The following is a 19,566-nucleotide window of genomic DNA, read 5'->3' as shown; positions in this document are numbered from 1 at the left end:
CGATCATGACGCCGACACGCCCGCTGTGCCTGCTCGCCTGGCTGCTGCTGGCATCCCCCGCCCTGGCGGCGCCGACCTTGTCCGGGGCGCGCATCGACGATCTTCGGGGCCTCGAGCAGCGCCTGGGGCGGTCCGAGTCTTCCGCCGTGCGCGACCGCGCCCTGAGCCAGGCCGAGCGCCTGGCGGGCGGCAATGCCTCGGATCGCTGGGCCCGCGCCCTCTACCTGCAGCTCGCCGCCAGCGCCGAGGCGCGCCTCGACGATCCGCTCGCCGCCGCCGGTCATCTGGCCGAGGCGCGTGGCATCCGTGGCGTGGAGCGCGCCCAGGCGGATCGCTGGCTGCGCCAGGAGGCGGGGCTGCGCCTGCGGGGCGACCAGCCCGAGCGGGCGAGGGCGCTGCTCGACGACTGGTTCCAGCGTCACGACGGCACCCGCGAGGATCACTGGCTGATGGCCCAGCTGCTGGCCGCGGAGGCCGACTGGGACGCCGCGGCGCGCTGGGTGAATCGCGCCCTGAGTGGCGGCGGCGAGCCCAGCGAGGCGCGCGCGATGCTGGCCGCCACCGTGCTGCAGCGTGCCGGCGACGAGGGCGGCGCGCTGGCGCTGATCGAGCGGCGTCTCCAGGGCGCCGACGGCGATGCCGAGACCTGGCGTCGAGCGGCGAGCCTGGCCCAGCGCCTGGGCGATCCGGGCCGGGCCGCGGCGATCTGGGAGGCCGGCTGGCGCCGTGGTGTGCTGTCCGGCGCCGAGGACCTGCGCCAGCGCATTCGTCTGCACCTGGCCGGCGGCACGCCGGCGCGGGCCGCCGAACTTCTGACCACCGCCCTCGAAGAGCAGGCGCTGCCGGACGATCTCGAGCATCGCCGCCTGCTGGCGCGCGCCTGGCAGGCCGCGCGCGATCACGACAGGTCCCTGGACGCCTGGCGCGACGTCGCCGAGCGCAGCGAAGCCGGCGACGACTGGCTGCGGCTGGGCGAGCTGGCCTACGGCTGGGGCGAGTGGGGCATCGCCGGCGAGGCGCTGGCGAAGGCGCGCGATCTGGGCGAGCCCGAGGCCGAAGAGTGGCTGTCGAGCCTGCCGGAGCAGGAAGGCGGTGAGGCAACAGGCGGGACCGAGGAAAGTGGTCCCGCCGACGAGGCCTGAGGCGTGATTACGCCTCGAATTCGGTCCACACGGGGGCGTGGTCGGACGGCTTCTCCATGCCGCGCAGCTCGTAGTCGATGCCGGCGTCGCGCACCCGGCCGGCCAGCGGCTCCGTCACCAGGATGTAGTCGATGCGCAGGCCGCGCTTCGGGTCGCGGTCGAAGCCCTTGGAGCGGTAGTCGAACCAGCTGAAGCGGTCGTCCACGTCCGGATGGCAGAGCCGGTAGCTGTCGGCCAGGCCCCAGCCCTTGATGCCCGCGAGCCACTCGCGTTCCACCGGCTGGAAGCTGGTCTTGCCCTCGCGCAGCCAGCGCTTGCGGTTGGGCTCGCCGATGCCGATGTCGATGTCCTCGGGCGAGATGTTGAAGTCGCCCATGATCGCCAGCCGCTCGTCCGGGGCGTGATGCTCGTCGAGCAGGCGCGACAGCTGGGCGTAGAACTCGCGCTTGTGCGGGAACTTCACCGGATGGTCGACGCTCTCGCCCTGGGGGAAGTAGCCGTTCCACACCGTCAGCGGCTCGCCGCCGGCGATGCGCAGCCGCGCGCCGATCAGCCGGCGCTGGGCGTCCTCGCCGTCGTCCGGGAAGCCGCGGTGGATCGCCTCCGGGCCGTCAGGGCACTGCTCGTTGCAGATCATCAGCGCCACGCCGTAGTGGCCCTTCTGGCCGTGGAAGTGGACGCTGTAGCCCAGCGCCTCGACGGCCTCGATCGGGAATTCGCTGTCCTGGACCTTGGTCTCCTGCAGGCCGATCACCGCCGGGCGATGCGCGGCGACCAGGGCCTCCAGCTGATGCAGGCGGGCGCGAATGCCGTTGATGTTGAATGACACCAGGCGCATCGGTCAGTCGTCCTTCTGCTCGGGCTTGTCGGGATGGATGTCGATCTTCTGGCCGCTTTCCTGGCGAGCGAGCTTGCGCTCCGCCTGCTGCTTGCGCTGCTGGCGCTTCTTCTCGGTGTAGCGCCGCGACGAGGTCACCTCGTCGGGATTCTCGTGGCGCCACTTCTTGTAGTCCTTGCGCCGACCGGTGCGGATGGTCACCTTGTCGGCGATGGAACGGGTCTTCTTCCTGCGTGTCATGACACGGCTCCTCTTTCAATGGGCGCCATTCTAGCAGCCGGACGCTTCCCTTCGACAGCAGGCGCGCCCTCGGCGCCTGAGACTGGTACAATGCGCGTTTGCGTCACGCATCTCTCATCGATGCACCTCCATCCACGAACATGGACGAGACAGCACAGCCTATGAGCGAGTCGGAACAGACCACAGCACCGGCCCAGACCGAGAACCGCAAGCCCAAGCGTCGCCGCCGCAAGCCGCGTCGTCGCCAGTCGAACTGGGATCTGCGCCAGTTCCAGGTCCCCGCCGTGGCGGGCAAGTGGCGCTTCCACGATTTCGACCTGCCGCTGCCGCTGATGCGTGCCATCCATGCTCAGGGATTCGAATACTGCACGCCGATCCAGGCCGAGGCGCTGACTCACACGCTGCTCGGCGGCGACGTGGTCGGCAAGGCCCAGACCGGCACCGGCAAGACCGCCGCCTTCCTGATCTCGATCCTCGCCTACTTCCTCGAGGAAGAGGCGCCGGACGGCCAGAAGCCGGGCGCGCCGCGGGCGCTGATCGTGGCCCCGACCCGCGAGCTGGCACTGCAGATCGAGAAGGACGCCAAGGCGCTGGCGCGTTTCACCAAGCTCAACGTGGCCAGCGTGGTCGGCGGCATGGACTACCAGAAGCAGCTCGAGGGCCTCGGCCAGCAGCTCGATATCCTGGTGGCCACCCCGGGCCGGCTGCTGGACTTCCACCAGAAGCGTGACGTCGATCTCTCCCAGGTCGAGGTACTGGTGCTGGACGAGGCGGATCGGATGCTCTCCATGGGCTTCATCCCCGACGTCAAGCGCATCATCCGTCACACGCCGAAGACCGAGGAGCGCCAGACCTTCCTGTTCTCGGCGACCTTCACCGAGGACATCCTCAATCTGGCCAGCCAGTGGACCCTCGATGCGACCCACGTGGATATCGAGGTCACCGTCGATAACGCGGCCAACATCGATCAGCGCGTCTACCTGGTCGGCGACGAGGAAAAGGCGAAGCTGCTGGTCAAGCTGCTGCAGCAGGAGAGCTTCGATCGGGTGATGGTGTTCGGCAACCGCCGCGATCTGGTCCGCAAGCTCGACGGCCTGCTCAAGGATGCCGGCATCAACGCCGCCATGATCTCCGGCGACGTGCCCCAGAACCAGCGCATCAGCACCCTGGAGCAGTTCCGCGAGGGCGAGATCCAGGTGCTGGTGGCCACCGATGTGGCCGGCCGCGGCATCCACATCGAGGACGTCAGCCACGTCATCAACTACACCCTGCCCGAGGATCCGGAGGACTACGTCCACCGGATCGGCCGCACCGGTCGCGCCGGCGCCAAGGGGGTCTCGATCAGCTTCGTGGGCGAGGAAGACGCCTTCTCGCTGCCGGAGATCGAGCGCTTCATCAACGACAAGCTGCCCTGCGAGCATCCGCCGGAAGGGCTGCTGTAAAGCTGGAGGAGCGGCGCTGCGCGCCTGGAAGCGCAGGCGCGGCTTCGCCACTTGACGAGACGACACAACGGTCGGCTTTCCCCTGGCGAGCGGCGCCGGGGGCAGGGTGAAGCGAGGCTCTTTTGCCATGGATGGCAACAGGAGCGTCCAGGGAAGGATGTACCGCGTCCTCGCGACGCCCTGCCGCCGGAACAGCCGCGTTTCTCTATGGACGCATCATGCTTGACGAGGCCCTGAAGGGCGAGATCCAGGGCGCCTATCGCAAGGTGCTCGACGGCCTCGACCTCACCCCACGCTATGGCCAGCGGCTGATGATCGCCGAGATCGCCCGCACCCTGGGCGGCATCGAGGCCGACGACGCCGGCCAGCGCACCAGCCATGAGCACGTCTGCGTGCTCGAGGCCGGCACCGGCACCGGCAAGACCCTAGCCTATCTGCTCGCCGCGCTGCCGGTGGCCAAGGCCCATGGCAAGCGCCTGGTGGTGGCCACCGCCACGGTGGCCCTGCAGGAGCAGGTGCTGCACCAGGACCTGCCGGCGCTCAAGGCCCACAGCGGGCTCTCCTTCAACTTCTCCCTGGCCAAGGGCCGCGGTCGCTACGTCTGCGTGGCGCGCCTCGATCAGGCCATGGACGGGGGCGAGGACGACAATCCCACCCTGTCGCTGTTCGAGCAGGCCCTGGACAGCGGCGGCGACGATTTTCAAGAGCTCGTCCAGTCCCTCGGCGAGGCCTACGGCAACGGCCGCTGGGCCGGCGATCGCGACAGCTGGCCGGAGGGCATCGACGACGCCCACTGGCGCAAGCTGACCGTCGATCATCGCCAGTGCACCAATCGCCGCTGCGGACACTACGGCGCCTGTGCCTTCTTCCGCGCACGGCGCGAGCTGGACAGCGCCGAGGTGATCGTTGCCAACCACGACCTGGTGCTGGCCGACCTGGCCCTGGGCGGCGGCGTGGTGCTGCCGGACCCCGGCGACTGCATCTACGTCTTCGACGAGGGCCACCACCTGCCGGACAAGGCGCTCAACCACTTCACCCATCGCTTCGCCGTGGGCCATGGCCTGCGCTGGCTGAGCACGCTCAAGAAGTCGCTCACCGAGCTCAATCAGGCGCTGGCCGTGCAGCCGACGCTGGCGCGCCTGCTGTCGAGCCTGCCACCGCTGTTCGAGGGGCTCGAGCCGCGCCTCGGCGACGCCTTCTCGCTGGGGCATCAGCTGGCCGGGCGCCCCGAGGGCCTGGGCGACGGCGAGGACAGCGCCCAGCATCGCTTCGAGATGGGCCGAATCCCCGACGCGCTGCGCGAACAGGCCGATGGACTGGTGACGATGTTCGCCGAGCTGTCGCGGACCCTGGAGTCGATGGCCGACATCCTGCGCGAGAGCCTGGACCCGGAGAAGTCCACCGGGCTGCCCAAGGAGCAGGCCGAGCCCTGGTTGCCGCTGGTGGCGCTGCTCCACGGCCGCGCACTGGAGGCGCATGCCCTGTGGCAGGCCTTCGCCGAGACCGATCCGGAAGGCGAGCCGCCGCGGGCCCGCTGGCTGACGCTGGAGCGCTTCGGCGGCGACCCGGAGCTGACCTTCTCGGCGAGCCCGGTGTCCGCCGCCCATACCCTGGCCAAGTCGCTGTGGGGGCGCTGCTTTGGCGCCGTGGTGACCTCGGCGACCCTCACCGCCCTGGGCCGCTTCGAGCGGCTGCAGGAGCGCGCCGGGCTCGCCAACCGCTATCGCTACCAGAGCCTGCCGAGCCCCTTCGACTACTCCCGGGCGGTGCTCAGCGTGCCCCGCGAGGCGGCCGACCCGTCCGACCGCGAGGGCCACGAGCGCGCCATCGTCGACTTCGTCGAGGCGCTCGGAAACGACGAGGCGGTGCTGGCGCTGTTCTCCTCCCGCGCCCAGCTGCGGGCCGTGGAGCGCGCGCTCTCTGATGGCACGCGGGAGCGGGTGCTGGCCCAGGGCCGGCTGCCTAAGCGCGAGCTGGTGGAGCGCCACCGGGCGAAGATCGACAAGGGCGAGGGCAGCATCCTGTTCGGCCTGGCGAGCTTCGCCGAGGGCATCGATCTGCCCGGTGACTACCTGACCCATGTGATCATCACCCGGCTGCCGTTCGCGGTGCCCGACGATCCGGTGGGCGCGACGCTGGCCGAGTGGATCGAGCGCCAGGGCGGCAATCCGTTCATGCGCATCAGCGTGCCCGACGCCTCCATCAAGCTGGTCCAGGCCTGCGGCCGGCTGATCCGCAAGGAGGCCGATCGCGGCCGCATCACGCTGCTCGATCGCCGGGTGCTGACCCGCCGTTACGGCCGCGCGCTGCTGGATGCGCTGCCGCCCTTCATCCGGGAGATCGACGGCCAGTAACGGCGCGTTATGGCTTACCCCCGGGTGAGATCACCCTTCCTCGGTGAGCAGCCGCTCGAGGTCGTGTCGCACGGCCTCGGGGCCGTCGCCGTCGCGGATCAGCAGCCGGGCGTCGCCCGCTCGGTCGAAGGCGAACACGCCGCTCGGATGCGAGACGGCATAGCCGCCGGCGGCGTCCTTGTCGCCATAGCCGTAGGTCACCCGATAGCGCTTGGTGAGGGCGTCGAGCTGCGCCGGGCGGCCGGTCAGGCCGACGATGGCCGGTCCGAAGGCGTCGGTGTAGGCCGCGAGCCGTTCGGGGTCGTCGCGGTCCGGATCGACCGAGACGAACAGCACGCGCACGTCATCCCGGCGTTCGGCCGGCAGCGACCGCAGCTGGCCGGCGAGCCGAGCCAGGGTGGTGGGGCAGACGTCGGGGCAGTGGGTATAGCCGAAGACCAGCAGGGTCACGTCGCCGCGATAGTGGCCGGCCTCGACCGTCTCGCCGCGTTCGTCGATCAGCGTGAAGGCCAGCGGCGGCATCAGTGGGGCGATGTCCTTGGTCTGCCACGCCTTGTCGCCGCAGCCGACCAGGGTCAGCAGGGCGCACAGGGCAAGCGAGGTCAGCGGGGCGCGGCGCATGGCGTCTCCTTCGGGGAGCTAGGGGTGGGCCGGCGATGACGGATGCCGGCGTCCTTGGCTGTCGCCGCGGCGCAGCTGGCGCAGCACGATCAGGGTACCGAGCACGCTCATCATGGTGGCCGGAATCCAGGTGATCAGCCCGCCGATCTGCTGGTCGACCAGCGGCGCCAGCGGCCAGGCGCGTCCGCACACCTCGTAGACATCGAACAGCACCGTGGGGCTGAAGGTCAGGTAGGCGCCGATCAGGATCTGCGGCGCAATCACCGCCAGCAGCAGCAGGATGCGTCGCCCCGGGCCGAGTCGGCCGTGAGGCGTCAGCACCAGCCACCAGAACAGCAGGCCGTCGAGCAGCATGCTCCAGTTCATCAGCTGGTAGAGGCGGCGGCTCAGCATGGCGTCGAAGTGCACCGACGGGGTCAGCCAGAAAGCGATCAGGCCGACGAACAGCAGCGGCGCGACGAGCGGATGCTGCAGCAGGTCGAGCAGCGGGCGGGCGAGGCGGTGCGTCGAGGAGGCCCAAGCCGGCAGCCCGGCGGCCAGCACCCGGGGCGGCGTGGCCAGCACCAGCAGGAAGGGGGCCGCGTGGTGAAGGACCAGATGCTGCGCCCGGTGGGGAAAGAACATGTACTGGGCGAGGTAGTCGTAGCGGGTCTGGCTCACGACGTAGATCAGCGTCAGGCCGATCAGGAGGGTCGCGTGCCTCGGCCATCCCGTTGGCGGGGCGCCCGGGTCGAGCGTACGCAGGTGGCGCACGCCGCGCCAGTAGATGCCGAGCGCCGCCAGGCAGGCCAGCCCCCACAGCGGCTCGAATTCCCAGGGCGCGAGCCAGTGCAGCGCGGTCGCGAGGATCGAAGGTTCCGTCGACTCGGGCATCCGGGCTCCTCGTGGCAGGCGGCGCCTTATGCCTCAAGCTAGCCGAGGCGTGCCGGACCGGCAAACGGCCCGCTCCACGCTGGCCGCTGACGCTTGAAACCCGCGCCGCCGTTGGCCACCATGCCGCGCGCGTCGATCGCGCCTACCGACCGGAGACCCGATGAAACTGATCCTGAGCCGCAAGGGCTTCGATACCTCCGCCGGCGGGGTGCCCAACCCGATCCTGCCCGACGGCCGGCTGCTGGCGCTGCCGATTCCCGATCCTCAGTCGGTGATGCCCTACGAGGCGATCACGCAGCAGGGCGAGCCGCTCGGGCCGCTGGTACAGGACCTGACCCGGGGGCGTGTCTCGCCGAGTCACGGGGCGCATCTGGATCCCGACCTGCGGGCCGACCAGCATCCGCGCGCGGCGGGCTGGACGCCGCTGTTCGGACAGCGGGGCGCGGCCCAGGGCCATCTGCGCAACCAGGGCGTGGGGCCTGGCGACCTGTTCCTGTTCTTCGGGCTGTTTCGCGACATCGAGCGCGTCGATGGTGGCTGGCGCTTCGTGCCCGAGGCGCGGCCGCGACATGTGCTGTGGGGCTGGCTGCAGGTGGGCGAGGCGCTGATGCTGGGCGATCGACTGCCGGCGGGTCTCGAGTGGGCCGCCGAGCACCCGCACTGCCAGCGGCTCGGCGAGGCGCGCAATGGACTCTATATCGCGCGTCACGAACTGTCGCTGCCCGGCGGCGAAGGCGGTGGGCTGCCGGGGGCGGGGATCTTCCCTCGGGAGACGCCCCGGCAGCGGCTGACCGCGCCGGACGCCGAGACGGTATCGCAGTGGCGACTGCCGGGCTGGTGGCATCCCGACGAGCGTCGGGCGCCGCTTTCCTATCATGCCGATCCCGGGCGCTGGGCGCGGCGCGGCGACGAGGTCGCGCTGCAGGCCGTGGCCCGGGGGCAGGAGTTCGTGTTGGACGCCGAGCAGTACCCCGAGGCGATGCCCTGGGCACGGGCGTTGATCCACGGGCAGGGCGCGGTGGAGTAGGGCGTCCATTCAATGGCTTGCAACGCAGAGGGCCCGCCGAATGGCGGGCCCTCGTCGCGTCAGGCGGAGGCGATCAGTCCTTGGCGCGACGCTTGGCCAGTGCCGGGGCCAGCTTGTCGTTCATGGTCTGGAAGGCCTGTTCGGTGGCGTCCCAGTCGATGCAGGCATCGGTGATGGAGACGCCGTAGGTCAGCTGGCTCAGGTCCTCGGGGACCTTCTGATTGCCCCAGCCGATGTTGGACTCGACCATCAGGCCGATGATCGAGCGGTTGCCCTCGAGGATCTGGTTGGTGACGTTCTCCAGCACCAGCGGCTGCAGGCTCGGATCCTTGTTGGAGTTGGCGTGGGAGCAGTCGATCATGATGTTGGGCGTCACGCCGGCCTTCTGCAGCTCCTGCTCGGCCAGCGCCACGCTGACGCTGTCGTAGTTGGGCTTGCCGTTGCCGCCACGCAGCACCACGTGGCCGTAGCGGTTGCCGCGGGTGCGGATGATCGCCACCTTGCCGGCCTGGTCGATGCCCAGGAAATTGTGCGGGTGAGCGACCGACTGCAGGGCGTTGACGGCCACGTCGAGGCTGCCGTCGGTGCCGTTCTTGAAGCCCACCGGGCCGGACAGGCCGGAGGCCATCTCGCGGTGGGTCTGGGATTCGGTGGTGCGCGCGCCGATCGCCGACCAGCTGATGCAGTCCTGCAGATACTGGGGCGAGATCGGGTCCAGCGCCTCGGTGGCCAGCGGCAGGCCCATCTCGGCCAGCTCGACCAGCAGGCGGCGGGCGATGTGCAGGCCTTCCTCGATCTCGAAGGAGCCGTTGAGATGCGGGTCGTTGATCAGGCCCTTCCAGCCGACGGTAGTGCGCGGCTTCTCGAAATAGACGCGCATCACGATAAAGAGGCTGTCCTTGACCTGATCGGCCAGGCGGCGCAGGCGGCGGGCATAGTCGAGGGCGGCATCGACGTCGTGGATCGAGCAGGGGCCGACCACCATCAGCAGGCGGGGATCGCTGCCGTCGAGGATGTTCTGGATGACCTGGCGGCCCTCGATCACCGTGCGCTCGGCCTCCTCGGAGAGCGGGATTTCCCGCTTGAGGTCGGCCGGGGGGAGGAGGACGTCTTCGGCCAGGACGTTGAGGTTGTTGACCTGTTGCTCGGACATGGAATTCTGCTACCTGTATCGTGTCAGCGCTGTTGCGGCGTCAAGCGCCTACTATCGCCCGCGTGACAGGCAAATTCAATCGAAGACGGAACTCCCGGGCCGTCTCGGCTGTCTGAGCGCTCGCGTCGGCGGCGCCCCATGGTTCGCCGTGTCTGCTCGGGCCTCGTGGCGGTGTCCAGGCTTGATGCCGACCGGCGAAACAGGAACACTTGGTCTCCCGCCGAGAACGGCGCACGCTCACCCCAGGGTCTAGGTTGATACATATGGAAGCGACACCCGTCTCATCGCGACGTCAGCGGACGTCGCGGCAAGCTCCCGCCACGGGGAGGCGTTGAATGAGCAACCGGGAAACCGACCAGCAACTCGTCGAGCGCGCGCGCAAGGGAGATACCCGCGCCTTCGACCTGCTGGTGAAGAAGTACCAGCACAAGATCATCGGCCTGATCGGCCGCTACGTGCATGATCACGCCGAGGTCCAGGACGTGGCGCAGGAGGCGTTCATCAAGGCCTATCGGGCGCTGGGCAAGTTTCGCGCCGAGAGTGCCTTCTATACCTGGATGTATCGCATCGCCATCAACACCGCCAAGAATCATCTCGTCTCCAAGGGGCGTCGCCCGCCGGGCAGCGACATGGACATCGTCGATGCCGAGGTGGTCGATCACAGCGGCCGGCTGGCCGACATCGAGACGCCCGAGGCGGCGATGGCGCGTGACGAGCTGCAGAGTGCCGTGTTCGAGGCCATCGAGGCGCTGCCCGATGATCTGCGCACGGCGATCACCCTGCGCGAGCTCGACGGGCTGTCCTATGAGGACATCGCCAACATCATGGATTGCCCGGTCGGCACGGTGCGCTCGCGCATCTTCCGCGCCCGGGAGGCCGTGGATCAGCATATTCGGCCGCTGGTCGCCACGTCGCGCAACCAGGAAGCGGTCACCGAATGAGCCGAATTTCCATCGTTTTTGCCGATTGGCTGAACTGTCGAGCGACAGTGACGTCATATGCGGTGACCGATTCATACACGATGAGGCAGGGGCCTCTCGACATGGCCGGCATGACGGCCTGCATGGTCGGGAATCCGGGCTTCCAACAGGCTGCAAGGCAGTGTCGCCTTGACGATTGTGAGGGTGTAGAGACATGAGTCAGAACGCACGGGAATCGCTTTCTGCGCTAATGGACAACGAAGGGGACGAGCTCGAGCTGCGGCGCGTTCTCAAGTCGCTGGATGACGAACCCGATGCGGCGGATGCCTGGCGCCGCTACCATCTGATGCGCAGCCTGATGCGACGCGAGAACGAGGCCGACATGTCGGCCGACCTCTCCGTGGGCGTCATGGCCGCGCTGGAAGACGAGCCGGCGCCGATGGCGGAACCCGAGACGGCGTCGCGCCGTTCCCTGCCGCTGGGTCGCAGTGCCGGCATCGCCGCGGCGGTGTCGCTGATGGTGATCACCGGCGTGCAGTTCTACAACGGCGCTTCCCCGCTGGGCGGTGGCGACTCACCGGTCGCGACCAACGCCGGGGTCTCTAATGCTGGCGCGTCCAATGCCGGCGTCACGACCGCCAGCGCCACCAGCGCCGCCACCCATGCGACGTCCGGACTGGAATCGCTGGGCGGCTCCTCCTTCGGCCAGGGCGCGTCGCTGGTGGACATGCCGATCTTCCAGGGCGGCGGTGGCAGCGAGCAGGGCGTGATGACCGTCGGCGCCGGTGCGCCGATGGTGCTGTCCCCCGCGCAGCGTCAGTCGCTGCGCATGGATCGCCAGCAGGCGCTGTTGCTGCAGTCCTATCTGGATCGTCACGCCGAGGGCGCGGCCGCCACCGGGGGCGATCCCTGGATGCCCTTGCTCAGGGCCTCGGGAAGCGAGTCGCTGGGGCAGCGCTGATGCTGGCCCGGTGGAGACGGTCGGTGCGCCCCCGGGCGTGGCGGCTGGCCGGCGCGGCCCTCATGACCGCCGCGCTGATGCCCGTCGCTCAGGCGTCTCCGGTCTCCACCGACTTCGACTGTGCCCCGCTGGCCGAGGAGGACGAGCCCGACTCGGCCTCGGGCTGGTACGAGCGGAGCCTGTGGGCCAGTCACTGCTACGACTTCCGGGCCAGGGCCGTGCGCATCGGTAGCGATGGCGTTCGCACCCTGGCCCTCTCTCACGAGATTCACGACGGCGTCGAACGCGAACGCGCCCGCTCCCTCGACGGGCCCGTCGTTGCCTTCGAGCGTCAGAGCCGCATCGCCGGCCCTGGCGGGCTCACCCAGGATGCCTCTCAAGCGGCCCCGCCCGGGGCCATCGTCGCGCATCTCGACGGCCTCTATCGTCTCCAGCTGTCCGGCATGGATCGCATCGCGGGCCGTTCGAGCGTGCGGCTGGACATCGAGCCCCTCGACGACCATCGCTACGGCCATCGCCTGTGGCTCGACGCCGATACCGCCCTGCCGCTCAAGAAGATGCTGCTCGACGAGCGGGGCAGGGTGCTCGAGACCTTTCAGATCACCGAGCTGCGTGCCCCGGAGCTCTATCGCGGCGGCATCGCGCTGGCCTCGCTCGCGTCGCCTCCCGAGACGGGCTGGCGACCGGGATGGCTGCCGCAGGGGTTCGTGGCCCAGCCGGTGGCGACCCGCGGCGAGCGGCGTCCCGGGGTCAGCCATCGGGTCTATGGCGACGGCCTCTCGACCCTGAGCCTGTTCGTCGAACCCCTCGAGGATCGCGACCTCCTGATTCCCGGCCTCCATCGGCTGGGCGTGTCACATGCGGCGGTGCTGCACCGCGAGCTGGGCGGTCACCCGCGCCAGATCGTGGCCATGGGCGAGCTGCCGCCGGGCGTGCTGCGGCGAGTGGTCGAGTCCATCGCCTGGGATGCGGGCGGACAGCCGATGCAGGACACGGCCGAGGCGTCGAACGCTACCGCAGCGGAGCCGAGCGGCGATGGCGCGCGCTGAGTGCCGCCGGCTCGGCCGCCGTGCTGAACCTTTTGCCCTCGTCGGGGTAAAGAAGTGGGGCAGTTGTCCTTGCCATTCATCGCACCTTGTCACAGGAGTCATTCATGACACGCATGACGCGCACGCTATCCCTCTGGGTGCTGCTGGTCGTGGGGCTGTTCTCCGCACAGTCCGCCTTGGCCCGCGAGTTGCCGGACTTCACCGAGCTGGTGAAGGAGGCCGCGCCGGGGGTCGTCAACATCTCCACCTCGCGCATGGTCGAGCGTCGCGACTCGCCCTTGCGCGGCTTCGGTAACCAGGAGATCCCCGAGATCTTCCGCCACTTCTTCGGCGACCAGCTGCCGATGCCTCGCGGCGAAGGCAATGGCCGCAGCCACAGCGAGGAGCGTCAGTCGCTGGGGTCCGGGTTCATCATCAGTGAAGACGGCTACGTCATGACCAACGCTCATGTGGTCGATGGCGCCGATCAGATCCTGGTGCGACTCAACGATCGCCGCGAGCTCGAGGCCGAGCTGGTGGGCGCCGACGAGAAGACCGACGTGGCGGTGCTCAAGGTCGAAGCCAGCGACCTGCCGACCCTGGATCTCGGCGACTCCGACCAGCTCGAGGTGGGCGAATGGGTGGCGGCCATCGGCTCGCCGTTCGGCTTCGACCACTCGGTGACCTCCGGCATCGTCAGCGCCATCAACCGCACCCTGCCGCGTGATGCCTACGTGCCCTTCATCCAGACCGACGTGGCCATCAATCCCGGCAATTCCGGCGGTCCGCTGTTCAACCTCGACGGCGAAGTGGTCGGCATCAACTCCCAGATCTTCACCCGCAGCGGCGGCTTCATGGGGCTGTCCTTCGCCATCCCCATCAACGTGGCGATGGACGTGGCCGATCAGCTCAAGTCCAGCGGCTCCGTCGAGCGCGGCTGGCTCGGCGTGATGATCCAGCCGGTGTCCCGCGAGCTGGCCGAGTCCTTCGGCATGGACAATCCGGAGGGGGCCCTGATCGCCGATCTCGACCCCGAGGGGCCGGCGGCCGAGGGCGGTCTCCAGGCCGGCGACGTCATCCTCTCGGTCAACGGCCAGACGGTCGATCGTTCCAGCACCCTGCCGCGGCTGATCGGTCATGTCTCGCCGGGCGGCGACGTGGCGATCACGGTGCTGCGTGACGGCGAGCGCCAGACCCTGGACGTCGAGGTCGGCGAGTGGCCGGACAGTCAGAAGGCTGGCGGTGACGGCAGCGAGGGCGATGCCTCGCCCGCCCGCCTCGGTGTGGTGGTCCAGGCGCTGGACGAGGCCCAGCGCAGCAAGCTGGAGCTGGATCATGGCGTCCAGGTGACCCAGGTCGACCCGGACGGCATCGCCGCCGCGGCCGGCATTCGTCCAGGGGACGTGCTGGTCAGCATCGCCCGCCAGGCGGTGGAGAGCCCGGCGCAGCTGGCCGAGCTGGTCGCCGAGCTGCCGGCCGGCAGCGCGGTGCCGGTGCGCCTCTATCGCGACGGCCGCTCCTACTTCGTGGCCCTGCGTCTGGCCGACGACTGAGCGCCTGACCCGCTCACGTCGTGATCCGCGACCCGACGGCCCGCGCCGTCGGGTCGCTGTATCTGGAAGGCGCATCCCGCTACAATGCCGCCATCTCACTCGACGCACCCGAAGAGGGCGGCAAGCCTGTAGTTAGTATAGGGTTGTGTACACGAACCGGATCTTTTCGAATGTCAGAAAGCGATAACCGCAAAGTAATCAATGGGATACGGAACTTCTCCATTATCGCCCACATCGATCATGGCAAGTCGACCCTGGCCGACCGCCTGATTCAGACCTGTGGCGGGCTCACCGAACGCGAGCTCAAGGAGCAGGTCCTCGATTCCATGGACCTGGAGCGTGAGCGCGGCATCACCATCAAGGCCCAGTCGGTGACGCTGGATTATCAGGCCGCGGACGGCAATACCTATCAGCTGAACTTCATCGACACCCCGGGGCACGTGGACTTCTCCTACGAGGTGTCGCGCTCGCTGTACGCCTGCGAGGGCGCCCTGCTGGTGGTCGATGCCGGCCAGGGCGTCGAGGCCCAGTCGGTGGCCAACTGCTACACCGCCATCGAGCAGGGCCTCGAGGTGCTGCCGGTGCTCAACAAGATGGACCTGCCCCAGGCCGACCCGGACAAGGTCTCCACCGAGATCGAGGAGATCATCGGCCTGGATGCCACCGACGCCTGCCAGGTCTCGGCCAAGAGCGGGCTCGGCATCGATGCGCTGCTCGAGCGCCTGGTGCGCGACATTCCGCCGCCCAAGGGCGATGCCGAGGCGCCGCTGCAGGCGCTGATCATCGACTCCTGGTTCGACAACTACCTGGGCGTGGTGTCGCTGGTGCGGATCTTCGACGGCACGCTGAAGAAGGGCGACAAGATCCGCATGACCTCCACCGGCCGCGACTGGCAGGCCAACGAGGTCGGCATCTTCACCCCGCTGCGCCGCGAGACCGGCGTCCTGCGCGCCGGCGAGGTCGGCTTCGTGGTCGCCGGCATCAAGGACATCCACGGCGCGCCGGTGGGCGACACCATCACCCACGCCAAGACGCCCGACGTCAAGCGTCTGCCGGGCTTCCAGAAGGTCAAGCCGCAGGTCTATGCCGGCATGTTCCCGGTCTCCTCCGACGACTACGAGGAGTTCCGCGACGCCCTGGAGAAGCTGGCGCTCAACGATGCCTCGCTGGACTACGAGCCGGAAAACTCCGACGCCCTGGGCTTCGGCTTCCGGGTAGGCTTCCTCGGCACCCTGCACATGGAGATCATCCAGGAGCGGCTGGAGCGCGAGTACAACCTCGACCTGCTGACCACCGCGCCGACGGTCATCTATGAGCTGCTGATGAAGGATGGCGAGGTTCGCTACGTCTCCAACCCGTCCAAGCTGCCCGACATGGCCGACGTCGAGGAGATGCGCGAGCCGGTGGTGCGGGCCAGCATCCTGGTGCCCCAGGAGTTCGTCGGCAACGTCATCGCCGAATGCGAACAGCGCCGCGGCACCCAGCTCGACATGCTGTTCCTCGGCAGCCAGATCCAGCTCACCTACGAGCTGCCCATGGCCGAGGTGGTGATGGACTTCTTCGACCGCCTCAAGTCGATCTCCAGGGGCTACGCCTCGCTCGAGTACAACTTCGAGCGTTTCGAGGCCGCCCAGCTGGTGCGTCTCGACGTGCTGATCAACGGCGACCGGGTCGATGCCCTGGCCATCATCATCCACCGCGACCATGCCCATGCCCGTGGCCGGGCGCTGGTCGAGAAGATGAAGGAGCTGATTCCGCGTCAGATGTTCGACGTGGCCATCCAGGCGGCCATCGGCGGCCAGGTGGTGGCGCGCTCCACCGTCAAGGCGATGCGCAAGAACGTGACCGCCAAGTGCTACGGCGGCGATGCCTCGCGCAAGAAGAAGCTGCTCGAGAAGCAGAAGGCGGGCAAGAAACGCATGAAGCAGGTCGGCCGGGTGGAAATTCCCCAGGATGCCTTCCTCGCCGTGCTCAAGGTCAACGACGACTAGGGAAGGCAACGACCGATGGACTTCACTCTCCTGCTGACGGTGGCCGTGCTGGCCACCGGCGCGATCTGGCTGCTCGACCTGGTGTGGTGGCGGCCGGCGCGCCGGTCGCGTCTGACGGCCAGCGTCGAGGCCGGCACCACCGAGGGCGCCGATCCCGCCACCCGCGAGAGGGCGCTCAGAGAGCCCTGGCCGGTGGACTATGCGCGCTCCTTCTTCCCGGTGCTGCTGGTGGTGCTGGTGCTGCGCAGTTTCGTGGTGGAACCCTTCCAGATCCCGTCGGGTTCGATGCGCCCGACCCTCGAGGTGGGCGATTTCATCCTGGTCAACAAGTTCTCCTATGGCCTGCGCCTGCCGGTGCTGGATACCAAGATCGTCGATCTCGGTGAGCCCGAGCGCGGTGACGTCATGGTGTTCCGTTTCCCCAACGATCCGTCGGTCGACTTCATCAAGCGGGTGATCGGCCTGCCGGGTGATCGCATTCGCTACGAGGGCAAGCAGCTGTTCGTCAACGGCGAACCGGTGCCCAAGTCACTGCTCGAGAGCGGCCCCGAGTCGGCGCCCGGCGAGCGGCTGCTGGAAGAGCGGCTGGGCGAGGCGCTGCACCCTATCTACAATAATCCACGCGATCCCGGCCCGCAGATGCGCGAGATCACGGTACCTCCCGGTCACTACTTCATGATGGGAGACAATCGCGATCACTCCAACGACAGCCGCTACTGGGGCTTCGTGCCGGAGGAGAACATCGTGGGCAAGGCCTTCGCCGTCTGGATGCACTGGGATGGCGGGCTGCCGAGTTTCACCAGTGTACGCCGTATCCAATGAATGCCGGGAGCGGCATTCCTTGCATGACATAGCAGGAGCTTCGTGAGCAATTCCCTGACCCAATTCAGCCGTCGCATCGGCCATGACTTCGCGCAGCCCGACCTGCTCGAGCTGGCCCTGACTCATCGCAGCTACGGCGGCCGCAACAACGAACGCCTGGAGTTTCTCGGCGACTCCATCGTCAACTTCGTCATCGCCGAGGACCTCTTCCAGCGCTTCCCGCAGGCGCGGGAAGGGCAGCTGTCGCGCCTGCGCGCGCGGCTGGTCAAGGGCCAGACCCTGGCCGAGCTGGCTCGTGAGATGGAGTTCGGCGGCCACCTGCTGCTGGGCTCCGGCGAGATGAAGAGCGGCGGCCATCGCCGCGACTCGATCCTCGCCGATGCGGTCGAGGCGGTGATCGGCGCCATCTATCTGGACGCCGGCATGGAAACCGCTCGTGCCCGCGTGCTGGCCTGGTACGCCGAGCGCCTGGAGGACATCAACCTGCAGGATACCCAGAAGGATCCCAAGACCCGGCTGCAGGAGTTCCTGCAGTCGCGTCAGTCGGCGCTGCCGCGCTACGAGGTGATCTCGGTGGAGGGCGAGGCCCATGCCCAGACCTTCACCGTCGAATGTCACGTCGAGATGCTCGAGGAGCATACCCTGGGGATCGGTTCCAGCCGCCGCCACGCCGAACAGCAGGCCGCCGAGATGGCCCTGTCCCACCTCGAAGGCCATGGAGGTCGCTCATGACGCAACGCTGTGGTTTCGTGGCCATCGTCGGCCGCCCCAACGTCGGCAAGTCGACGCTGATGAACCGCATCCTCGGCCAGAAGATCTCCATCACCTCGCGGCGCCCTCAGACCACGCGCCATCAGGTCATGGGCATCAAGACCGAGGACGACGATCAGTTCATCTACGTCGACACCCCGGGCATCCACATCCTCGAGAAGGATCGTGACAAGGCCATCAACCGCTTCATGAACCAGGCCGCCACCCAGGCCCTGCGTGACGTGGATGCGGTGGTCTTCATCATCGATCGCACGCGCTGGACCCAGGAAGACCAGGTGGTGCTCGACCGCCTGGCCAAGGTCGAGGTGCCGGTGATCCTGGCGGTCAACAAGGTCGACCGTCTCAAGGACAAGAAGGAGCTGCTGCCCTGGCTGGAATCGGTCGGCGCGCGGCGGGACTTCGCCGCCATCGTGCCGATCGCCGCCAAGCACGGCACCCATGTGGAGGCGCTGGAGGCCGAGGTCGCCAAGCACCTGCCCGAGAGCATCCACTACTTCCCCGAGGACCAGGTCACCGACAAGAGTCAGCGCTTCCTGGCCGCCGAACTGGTTCGCGAGAAGGTCATGCGCCAGCTTGGCGACGAGCTGCCCTACCAGATGACCGTCGAGATCGAGGAGTTCCGCGACGAGGGCCGGGTGGTGCATATCAGCGCCCTGATCATGGTCGAGCGCCACGGTCAGAAGAAGATCCTGATCGGCGAGCGCGGCGAGCGGATCAAGAAGATCGGCCGCGAGGCACGCCTCGACATGGAGCGGGCGCTGGACGCCAAGGTCATGCTCAACCTCTGGGTCAAGGTCAAGAGCGGCTGGTCCGACGACGAGCGGGCCCTGAAGAGCCTGGGCTACGACCTGGACTGACCGTTAAGCGCCAAGCGCCGATCAGCCAGGATAGCGGTCGCCAGGAGCGGTGAACGCCTGGCCCCTTGCGAGCTGGCCGTTATCCTTCGCTTGGCCGCTTGGCCGCTTGGCCGCTTGGCCGCTTGGCCGCTTGGCCACTTGGCCACTTGGCCGCCTGGCCGAAGGACCGATCATGCAACCCCAGCCAGCCTATCTGCTGCACAAGCGCCCCTACCGCGAGACCAGCGCCCTGGTCGAGCTTCTGACGCTCGATCACGGGCGCGTGCGGGCCGTGGCGCGAGGCGTGCAGCGCCCGGGGAGTCGTGCCCGGGCGACCCTGCAGCCCTTCGCGCCGCTGCACATCACCTGGAGCGGTCAGGGCGAGCTCAAGCGCCTGTCGCTGATGGAGAGTCGAGCGCCGGCGGCGATGCTGGTGGGGGAGGGGCTGCTGTGCGGTCTCTACGCCAATGAGCTGCTCACCCGGCTGTTGCCGGTGGAGCTGCCGGTGGGCGATGTCTTCGCCTTCTACGCCGCCGCCCTGGAGGCGCTGCCGCGCCCGGACGGCCGGGCCGGTGCCCTGCGTCGCCTGGAACTGTCGCTGCTCGAGGCGCTGGATGCCGAGCCGCGCTTCTGCACGCCGGGCGGTGAGGCCCTCGATCCCCAGACTCGCTATCGCCTCGACGTCGATTCCCGCGCCTTCGTGGCCGCCGAGCGCGGCATCGACGGGCGCACGCTCAAGCTGCTGTCCGGCGGCGACTGGCGCGAGCCGGGTCTCGCCGGACCGGCCAAGGCGGTGACCCGGGCGGCGCTGGCGCCGCTGCTGGGCAGTCGGCCACTGCGCTCCCGCGAGTGGATGCAGCAGCTGGTGGCGCGCCGCCGGGCCGGCGAGGACGCCGCCCGCGGCTGAACGGCCTGTGCCGAACGGCAGGCCAGGGCGCTTGGGCGACCGTCCGCTTACCCTTATCCTTGTGGCCCTGTTTTCCTCGTATTCCGG

General features: G+C 68.6%; 18 protein-coding genes. 13 read left to right on the top strand and 5 right to left on the bottom strand.

The window, feature by feature from the left end; all coding sequences use genetic code 11:
* The first annotated feature begins 5 nt into the window (after positions 1-5).
* Positions 6-1,142, top strand: a complete 1,137-nt coding sequence (locus tag FIU88_RS11460) for a hypothetical protein (RefSeq protein WP_253742528.1) — start codon at positions 6-8, stop codon at positions 1,140-1,142.
* Positions 1,143-1,149: 7 nt separating this feature from the next.
* Here FIU88_RS11460 and xthA read toward each other — a convergent pair whose 3' ends face one another.
* Both xthA and FIU88_RS11450 read right to left on the bottom strand, forming a co-directional pair.
* The gene (gene xthA, locus FIU88_RS11455) at positions 1,150-1,980 is read right to left on the bottom strand and encodes an exodeoxyribonuclease III (protein WP_152479335.1); all 831 of its coding nucleotides are present in this window, start codon (positions 1,978-1,980) and stop codon (positions 1,150-1,152) included.
* Positions 1,981-1,983: 3 nt separating this feature from the next.
* Positions 1,984-2,220: a hypothetical protein gene (locus tag FIU88_RS11450; protein WP_016854331.1), complete on the bottom strand. Its 237-nt coding sequence runs from the start codon at positions 2,218-2,220 to the stop codon at positions 1,984-1,986.
* A gap of 161 nt (positions 2,221-2,381) precedes the next feature.
* Between FIU88_RS11450 and FIU88_RS11445 the strand changes: the two genes are divergently transcribed.
* Positions 2,382-3,662 (top strand): DEAD/DEAH box helicase, encoded by a 1,281-nt coding sequence (locus FIU88_RS11445; protein WP_016854330.1) that lies wholly within the window; start codon positions 2,382-2,384, stop codon positions 3,660-3,662.
* A gap of 218 nt (positions 3,663-3,880) precedes the next feature.
* The gene (dinG, locus tag FIU88_RS11440) at positions 3,881-6,016 is read left to right on the top strand and encodes an ATP-dependent DNA helicase DinG (RefSeq protein WP_152479334.1); all 2,136 of its coding nucleotides are present in this window, start codon (positions 3,881-3,883) and stop codon (positions 6,014-6,016) included.
* A gap of 30 nt (positions 6,017-6,046) precedes the next feature.
* On the opposite strand, the gene FIU88_RS11435 is transcribed toward dinG, so the two are convergent.
* Both FIU88_RS11435 and FIU88_RS11430 read right to left on the bottom strand, forming a co-directional pair.
* Positions 6,047-6,637 carry an SCO family protein gene (locus tag FIU88_RS11435; protein ID WP_152479333.1) on the bottom strand — a complete coding sequence of 197 codons (591 nt, stop codon included), beginning with the start codon at positions 6,635-6,637 and terminating at the stop codon, positions 6,047-6,049.
* Positions 6,638-6,655: 18 nt separating this feature from the next.
* Positions 6,656-7,510 (bottom strand): cytochrome c oxidase assembly protein, encoded by an 855-nt coding sequence (locus FIU88_RS11430; RefSeq protein WP_152479332.1) that lies wholly within the window; start codon positions 7,508-7,510, stop codon positions 6,656-6,658.
* Between the two features lie 160 nt (positions 7,511-7,670).
* Here FIU88_RS11430 and FIU88_RS11425 point away from each other — a divergent pair, with 160 nt between their 5' ends.
* Complete coding sequence (locus tag FIU88_RS11425) at positions 7,671-8,537, top strand: hypothetical protein (RefSeq protein WP_152479331.1); 867 nt, start codon at positions 7,671-7,673, stop codon at positions 8,535-8,537.
* A gap of 73 nt (positions 8,538-8,610) precedes the next feature.
* On the opposite strand, the gene FIU88_RS11420 is transcribed toward FIU88_RS11425, so the two are convergent.
* Positions 8,611-9,690 (bottom strand): 3-deoxy-7-phosphoheptulonate synthase, encoded by a 1,080-nt coding sequence (locus tag FIU88_RS11420; protein WP_016854325.1) that lies wholly within the window; start codon positions 9,688-9,690, stop codon positions 8,611-8,613.
* Between the two features lie 335 nt (positions 9,691-10,025).
* Here FIU88_RS11420 and rpoE point away from each other — a divergent pair, with 335 nt between their 5' ends.
* The 9 genes from rpoE to recO all read left to right on the top strand — a co-directional run bounded on the left by rpoE (position 10,026) and on the right by recO (position 19,479).
* The gene (gene rpoE / locus FIU88_RS11415) at positions 10,026-10,631 is read left to right on the top strand and encodes an RNA polymerase sigma factor RpoE (protein ID WP_016854324.1); all 606 of its coding nucleotides are present in this window, start codon (positions 10,026-10,028) and stop codon (positions 10,629-10,631) included.
* Positions 10,632-10,824: 193 nt separating this feature from the next.
* Positions 10,825-11,571 carry a sigma-E factor negative regulatory protein gene (locus tag FIU88_RS11410; RefSeq protein WP_152479330.1) on the top strand — a complete coding sequence of 249 codons (747 nt, stop codon included), beginning with the start codon at positions 10,825-10,827 and terminating at the stop codon, positions 11,569-11,571.
* A 23-nt stretch (positions 11,572-11,594) separates the two neighbouring features.
* Positions 11,595-12,620 (top strand): MucB/RseB C-terminal domain-containing protein, encoded by a 1,026-nt coding sequence (locus FIU88_RS11405; protein ID WP_152479329.1) that lies wholly within the window; start codon positions 11,595-11,597, stop codon positions 12,618-12,620.
* Between the two features lie 104 nt (positions 12,621-12,724).
* On the top strand, positions 12,725-14,152 hold the full coding sequence (locus tag FIU88_RS11400; RefSeq protein ID WP_152479328.1) for a DegQ family serine endoprotease: 1,428 nt from the start codon (positions 12,725-12,727) through the stop codon (positions 14,150-14,152).
* A gap of 170 nt (positions 14,153-14,322) precedes the next feature.
* Positions 14,323-16,143 carry a translation elongation factor 4 gene (gene lepA, locus FIU88_RS11395; RefSeq protein WP_016854320.1) on the top strand — a complete coding sequence of 607 codons (1,821 nt, stop codon included), beginning with the start codon at positions 14,323-14,325 and terminating at the stop codon, positions 16,141-16,143.
* A 15-nt stretch (positions 16,144-16,158) separates the two neighbouring features.
* Complete coding sequence (gene lepB / locus FIU88_RS11390) at positions 16,159-16,965, top strand: signal peptidase I (RefSeq protein ID WP_152479327.1); 807 nt, start codon at positions 16,159-16,161, stop codon at positions 16,963-16,965.
* A gap of 42 nt (positions 16,966-17,007) precedes the next feature.
* Positions 17,008-17,697 carry a ribonuclease III gene (rnc, locus tag FIU88_RS11385; protein ID WP_016854318.1) on the top strand — a complete coding sequence of 230 codons (690 nt, stop codon included), beginning with the start codon at positions 17,008-17,010 and terminating at the stop codon, positions 17,695-17,697.
* On the top strand, positions 17,694-18,593 hold the full coding sequence (gene era / locus FIU88_RS11380; protein ID WP_016854317.1) for a GTPase Era: 900 nt from the start codon (positions 17,694-17,696) through the stop codon (positions 18,591-18,593). Before rnc ends, era begins: the two co-directional genes overlap by 4 nt.
* Before the next feature lie 172 nt (positions 18,594-18,765).
* Positions 18,766-19,479, top strand: a complete 714-nt coding sequence (gene recO, locus FIU88_RS11375; RefSeq protein WP_016854316.1) for a DNA repair protein RecO — start codon at positions 18,766-18,768, stop codon at positions 19,477-19,479.
* Positions 19,480-19,566: the final 87 nt, after the last annotated feature.

The organism is Halomonas sp. THAF12, from assembly GCF_009363675.1.
GTDB lineage: Bacteria > Pseudomonadota > Gammaproteobacteria > Pseudomonadales > Halomonadaceae > Halomonas > Halomonas smyrnensis.
Note: the sequence above shows the minus strand (reverse complement) of the source record. Positions and strands in the feature narration are given on the sequence as shown.